This is a genomic window from Bradyrhizobium sp. P2_E8, from assembly GCF_056403875.1.
This window is the reverse complement of record NZ_JBFUES010000449.1, coordinates 1-5905: the sequence shown is the minus strand read 5'-3', so window position 1 is coordinate 5905 and position 5905 is coordinate 1. Positions and strand designations below refer to the sequence as shown.

Annotated in this window: 6 protein-coding genes; 4 read left to right on the top strand and 2 right to left on the bottom strand. The window is 64.5% G+C overall.

Features of this window, described 5'->3' with window-relative positions; translation table 11 throughout:
* Window positions 1-111: 111 nt before the first annotated feature.
* Together AC1D00_RS23290 and AC1D00_RS23285 are read right to left on the bottom strand one after the other, a co-directional pair.
* Window positions 112-702 (bottom strand): thiamine pyrophosphate-dependent enzyme, encoded by a 591-nt coding sequence (locus AC1D00_RS23290; protein WP_477012269.1) that lies wholly within the window; start codon window positions 700-702, stop codon window positions 112-114.
* Window positions 699-1241 (bottom strand): phosphonopyruvate decarboxylase, encoded by a 543-nt coding sequence (locus AC1D00_RS23285; RefSeq protein ID WP_027543956.1) that lies wholly within the window; start codon window positions 1239-1241, stop codon window positions 699-701. The genes AC1D00_RS23290 and AC1D00_RS23285 overlap by 4 nt, the downstream gene beginning before the upstream one ends.
* A gap of 108 nt (window positions 1242-1349) precedes the next feature.
* On the opposite strand from AC1D00_RS23285, the gene AC1D00_RS23280 reads away from it, so the two are divergent.
* From AC1D00_RS23280 to AC1D00_RS23265, 4 genes are all read left to right on the top strand, one after another.
* Window positions 1350-2570: a cytochrome P450 gene (locus AC1D00_RS23280; RefSeq protein ID WP_477012268.1), complete on the top strand. Its 1221-nt coding sequence runs from the start codon at window positions 1350-1352 to the stop codon at window positions 2568-2570.
* A gap of 184 nt (window positions 2571-2754) precedes the next feature.
* The gene (gene rocD / locus AC1D00_RS23275; protein WP_477012267.1) at window positions 2755-3969 is read left to right on the top strand and encodes an ornithine--oxo-acid transaminase; all 1215 of its coding nucleotides are present in this window, start codon (window positions 2755-2757) and stop codon (window positions 3967-3969) included.
* Between the two features lie 257 nt (window positions 3970-4226).
* Complete coding sequence (locus AC1D00_RS23270; protein WP_477012266.1) at window positions 4227-5378, top strand: fructose 1,6-bisphosphatase; 1152 nt, start codon at window positions 4227-4229, stop codon at window positions 5376-5378.
* A 90-nt stretch (window positions 5379-5468) separates the two neighbouring features.
* Window positions 5469-5905: 6-phosphofructokinase (locus AC1D00_RS23265; RefSeq protein ID WP_477012265.1), on the top strand; the 437-nt coding region annotated here is incomplete at its 3' end.

Here is a 5905-nt window from a genome sequence, read left to right as displayed (position 1 = left end):
CGCAAAAGTCAAGCATTATGCTGCATCGCAACCTGGAAGCGTTGTAATTTCAGTGGAAATTGCCCCGCCTGCACGGCCCACGTGCAGGCGAGGTCGCCCCGGGAAATGGACCTAGATCGGCTGGAAGCCGAGATCGCCGCGGATCCGGTTGACGATGTAGGTCCCGTCCCGGCTCGGCAGGATCCGCTCGAGGCTGGCGCTGTCGATCTTTACATTGGCAAATCGCGGCCCCGCCGAGACGTCGTGGACGGCTTTGGCAAAGGCCGCGACCTCGGCCATGGTCGAGATCGCGCGGGCGTCTCCGATGCCGCAGGCCTTGGCGACGCCGACGAGGTCGGCGGCGGCTGAGGTGTGGCTGGTCTGGCCGCCGGTCTCGCCATAGGCCTCGTTGTCGAGCACCACGATGGAGAGGTTGGACGGCTTCTGGAGCCCGATGGTTGCAAGGCTGCCCATGCCCATCAGCATCTCGCCATCGCCGGTGATGACCAGCACCGGCAGTTTCGGCTGCGCCAGCGCGAGCCCCAGCCCGATCATCGCGGCGCCGCCCATGCCGCCCCAGAGATAGAAGTTGCGGGCGTGATCGCCCGCGGCACACATGTCGTTGGTGGAGGCCCCGAGGCCGCCGATCGCAACCACATCCTTGCGGTCCGCAAGCAGCGTCGAGACCACCTGGCGGCGGTCGAGGAGATTGGCCTTGCTCATCTGGTGAAAACCTTGGCGCCGATCAGGCGCTGCGACAACAGGACGGCGGTGGGCGTGAGCGCGTTATAGGCCTGCGCTGCGGCTGCCTCCAACACCGCCGGCACCTCGGCCGCATTGGAGGCGCGCAGCACCTTGACGCCGGAGAGCTCGAACACGCCCTGCGTGGTCGATCCCATCGGCACCTGCCACGGATTGAACTCGCCCCACTCGCCGCGCATGGTCACCAGCGTGAGGAACGGAAAGCGCAGGATCGGGATCAGCGACAGCATGTTGATGCAATTGCCGACCCCGCTCGACTGCATCAGCAGGACGCCGCGCTGCCCGCCGGTCCAGGCGCCCGCCAGAAGCGCCACGCCCTCCTCTTCCGTCGTCAAGGGAATGCCGCGCATTGTGGTGGACCCCAGCACGCGCTGGATCAGCTTCGAATGGCCGGCATCGGGCACGTAAGGCACCTGCCGGACGTCGAAGCGCTGCAATGTCGCGAAAATATCGTCGGGCCAATTCGGGGCCGTGTCGGCAGCGTCAGCGCGGGCGTGCATTTTCCTGTCCGGTCGGCTTGCAAATCACGGCACGACTGTAGACGGTGATCCGCGCCGCTCGAAAGAGCGAAAACGGCATATCGGTCTCAACCGGCGAGTATGGCGGCAATGAACGCAAGTGCGAAAGAACTGGCGTCGAATTTCGATCTCGAGAAGCTGACGCCGGAGTTCTACGACAACCCCTACCCGACCTATCGTGCACTGCGGGAGAACGAGCCGGTCAAGCGCCTGCCGAACGGCACCGTGTTCCTGACCCGCTACGACGACCTCGTCGCCACCTACAAGAACACCAAGTCGTTCAGCTCGGACAAGAAGCGCGAGTTCGCGCCGAAATACGGCGACACCCCGCTCTACGAGCATCACACCACCAGCCTCGTCTTCAACGATCCGCCGGCGCACACCCGCGTGCGCCGCCTGATCATGGGCGCGCTGTCGCCGCGCGCGATCGCGGGGATGGAGGGCGATCTCGTCAAGCTGGTCGACAGCCTGCTCGATGCCATCGCCGCCAAGGGCCATTGCGAGCTGATCGAGGATTTTGCCGCCTCGATCCCGATCGAGGTGATCGGCAATCTGCTCGACGTGCCCCATGACGAGCGCGCGCCGCTGCGCGACTGGTCGCTGGCGATCCTCGGTGCCCTTGAACCCGTGGTGTCGAGCGAAGCGGCCGCGCGCGGCAACAAGGCGGTGAAGGACTTTCTCGCCTATCTCGAAACGCTGGTCGCGCGCCGGCGCGGCAAACCCGGCAATCCCGAGCGCGACGTGCTGACACGCCTGATCCAGGGAGAAGGTAACGGCGAGCGGCTGACGGAGAAGGAGCTGCTGCACAATTGCATCTTCCTGCTCAATGCCGGACACGAGACCACCACCAACCTGATCGGCAACGGCCTCGTCGCACTGGACCGGAATCCGGACCAGAAGCAGCGGCTGATCGACAACCCCGACATGATCAAGACAGCGGTGGAGGAGATGCTGCGCTACGAGAGCTCGAACCAGCTCGGCAACCGCATGACCACCGAACCCGTCGAGCTCGGCGGCGTCATGCTCGACGCCGGCACGTCGGTGACGCTGTRCATCGGGGCGGCCAACCGCGACCCCGCGCAGTTTCCCGACCCCGAGAGCTTCGACATCGCGCGGACGCCGAACCGGCATCTCGCCTTCGCCACCGGCGCGCATCAATGCGCCGGCATGGCGCTGGCGCGGCTCGAGGGCGCCATCGCGATCTCGCGCTTCCTGGCGCGCTTCCCGAACTACGCCGTGAACGGCCAGCCGGTGCGCGGCGGGCGGGTACGGTTCCGCGGCTTTTTGCGCGTGCCCTGCGCGATCGGCTGAGGCCCGAAAACAAAAATGTCGAAAACAACCCCATGCACAGTAGCGGAGGCTAACGGAAGATTGCCTCGGTGGATCCGCATAACCATTTGACAAGGGGAGGCAAATCCGCGGCGTCGCGCATCTCGCCGGGCCCGGATGAATTTGAGCGCGGTGCAGCCGGCACGCAACAATGGAGTGACGAAAGATGAGCTCGTCCGTCATTGATTACCTCGCAACGGAAGCGCGCTTTGGCGCCCGTAATTACGAACCGATCGGGGTCGTCCTGTCGCGCGGCGAAGGTGTCTGGGTCTGGGATACCGACGGCAACCGTTATCTCGATTGCCTCTCCGCCTATTCCGCGGTCAGCCAGGGCCATTGCCACCCCAAGATCCTGGCGGCGATGGTGGAACAGGCACACAGGCTGACGCTCACCTCACGCGCCTTCCACAACGACCAGCTCGCCCCGTTCTACGAGGAGATCGCGGCGCTGACCGGCTCGCACAAGGTGCTGCCGATGAACAGCGGCGCCGAGGCGGTCGAAAGCGCGATCAAGTCGGTGCGCAAATGGGGCTACGAGGTGAAAGGCGTGCCGGACGGCCAGGCCGAGATCATCGTCTGCGCCGACAATTTCCACGGACGCACGCTGGGCATCGTCGGCTTTTCAACGGATCCCGAGACCCACGGACACTTCGGTCCGTTCGCGCCGGGCTTCAGGATCATCCCGTTCGGCGACGCCGCGGCGCTCGAACAAGCGATCACGCCAAACACCGTCGCCTTTCTGGTCGAGCCGATCCAGGGCGAAGCCGGTGTCATCATTCCACCAGCCGGCTATTTCACCAGGGTACGGGAGCTCTGCACGGCCAACAACGTCATGCTGGTGCTCGACGAGATCCAGACCGGGCTCGGCCGCACCGGCAAGCTGCTCGCCGAACAGCACGAGGGAATCGAGGCTGACGTCACCCTGCTCGGCAAGGCCCTGTCCGGCGGCTTCTATCCCGTGTCGGCCGTGCTCTCGAACAACGACGTGCTCGGGACACTCCGACCCGGGCAGCATGGTTCGACCTTCGGCGGCAACCCGCTGGCCTGCGCGGTGGCGCGCGCGGCGATGCGTGTGCTGGTCGAGGAAGGCATGATCGAGAACGCGGCCAGGCAGGGCGCGCGCCTTCTGGAAGGCTTGAAGGACATCCGCGCCAACACGATCCGCGACGTGCGCGGGCGCGGCCTCATGCTGGCGGTCGAGCTGCATCCCGAGGCCGGCCGCGCGCGCCGCTACTGCGAGGCGCTCCAGGGCAAGGGCATCCTCGCCAAGGACACCCATGGGCACACGATCCGCATCGCCCCGCCGCTGGTGATCACCAGCGACGAGGTCGACTGGGCGCTGGAGCAGTTCGCCACGACCCTGACGCAGGATTTCTCCTGAAGCTGCCCGCGTCGGAAGATCGCACTGCCGGCCGAGCCCAACAACGAGTTAGCGGTCCGGCCAGAACCGGACTCGTGCAGCGCAGCAAATAGTGACGCATGGTCCTACGGCAAAACTCGGCATGATTCCGGCAACCGGATGAACGGGGTGCGTGGAACCTATCGGAGCGACGGACGTTTTTGTCCGCGAATGAGCAGCGCCGTGCCCGGCGCAGCAAGCGCCGAGGCCGGTGGCGCTGAGCTGCGCTGATCGGAGAAATGCTCATGAGACTCACTCTTTCAGTCATCAAAGCTGACGTTGGCTCCGTTGGCGGGCATACAAAACCGTCTTCACGCATGATGGCGACTGTCGAGGGCGAGGTTGCCAAGGCGATCTGCAATGGTCTGCTGATCGACGGTTTCATCTGCCACACCGGCGACGACATTGCGATCATCATGACGCACACACGGGGCGAAGGAAGCTCCGARGTCCATCAACTCGCCTGGAAGACGTTCCTCGCGGCCACCTCGGTCGCGAGAACCTCCGGGCTCTATGGCGCCGGCCAGGATCTTCTCGCCGACGCGCCTTCCGGGAACATTCGCGGCGCCGGCCCAGGCGTCGCCGAGCTCAGCTTCGACCACAGCCTCTCCGGCGTGCGACCCGCGGAGTCCTTCATGGTGTTCGCGGCCGACAAATGCGGGCCGGGCGCCTACAACCTGCCGCTCTATCTCGCCTTTGCCGACCCCATGTACTGCGCTGGGCTGATGCTGCCTCCGATGATCAAGGGATTCCGTTTCCATGTCATCGACATGGACAACACAGCCGGCGACAGCCTACTCGAGCTCGACGCACCCGACGACAGCTACCACATTGCCGCCCTGCTTCGCGACAACGAGCGCTTCGGCATCGATCGCATCATTTCTCGAACCCATGGCGAGGTCGTCGCGGCCGTTTCGGCACAGCGCCTCCACGCGATCGCAGGCAAATACACCGGCAAGGATGATCCAGTCGCGATCGTCAGGAACCAGGGAATTTTCCCAGCTCCGGAGGAAATAATCTCGCCGTTCGCCAAAGCGCACTTCGTGGGCGGCGATGCACGCGGCTCGCATGTGATGCCGCTCATGCCGGTGCCACTCAACACGCCGGTTACCGGCATGTACTGCCTGCCGATCGTTTCATGCGTCGGCTTTTCGATCGACAGCGAAGGCCGCTTTGCCGAGTCCTACACCGATTTCTTCGACAACCCGGCATGGGATGAGGTCCGCCGGCGCGCCCAGCGCAAGGCCATCGAGATGCGCAGCCAAGGCTGGTCTGGCGCCGCCATGCTACCCTATTCCGAACTGGAATATGGCGGCTTCCGCGACACCGTGTCCGGACTGCTGAAGCGTTTTCGACTCCGCGACGACCGCAAGCCCGAAGCGGCCGAATAGCGACCGCCTCCAATCAGAAGCTGGAGCGACGTTCACCGTTCAATCGACAGATGCAGGCGCTATGACGACATGCCGATCCGGGAGGTTGATATGGCAAAAAAACGCATCGGCATTCTCACGGGCGGCGGCGACGTCGCCGGCCTCAATGCAGTCATCAAGAGCGTGACTTATCGCGGCAGTGAGGACGACATCGAGGTTGTCGGTCTGCGCCGTGGTTGGGAGGCCCTCACGCACCTGAACCTCGACGACCCAAACAGCAGGTCCCACTACGTCATCCCGCTGAACCGTGAAAACACTCGAACCATCGACCGGCGCGGCGGCACCGTGCTGCACTCGAGCCGCGTCAATCCCTCCAAAATACAGAAGCTGCCGGATCATCTCGTCGGCAATGATGTTCCGGTCTCGCTGAGCACCAACGGCGGCATCGCGACAAAGACATGGGACCTCACCAGCCGGGTGCTCGCTAACCTTTCGGGACTTGGCATCGAACACCTGATCGCCATCGGTGGCGACGACACGCTCAGTTA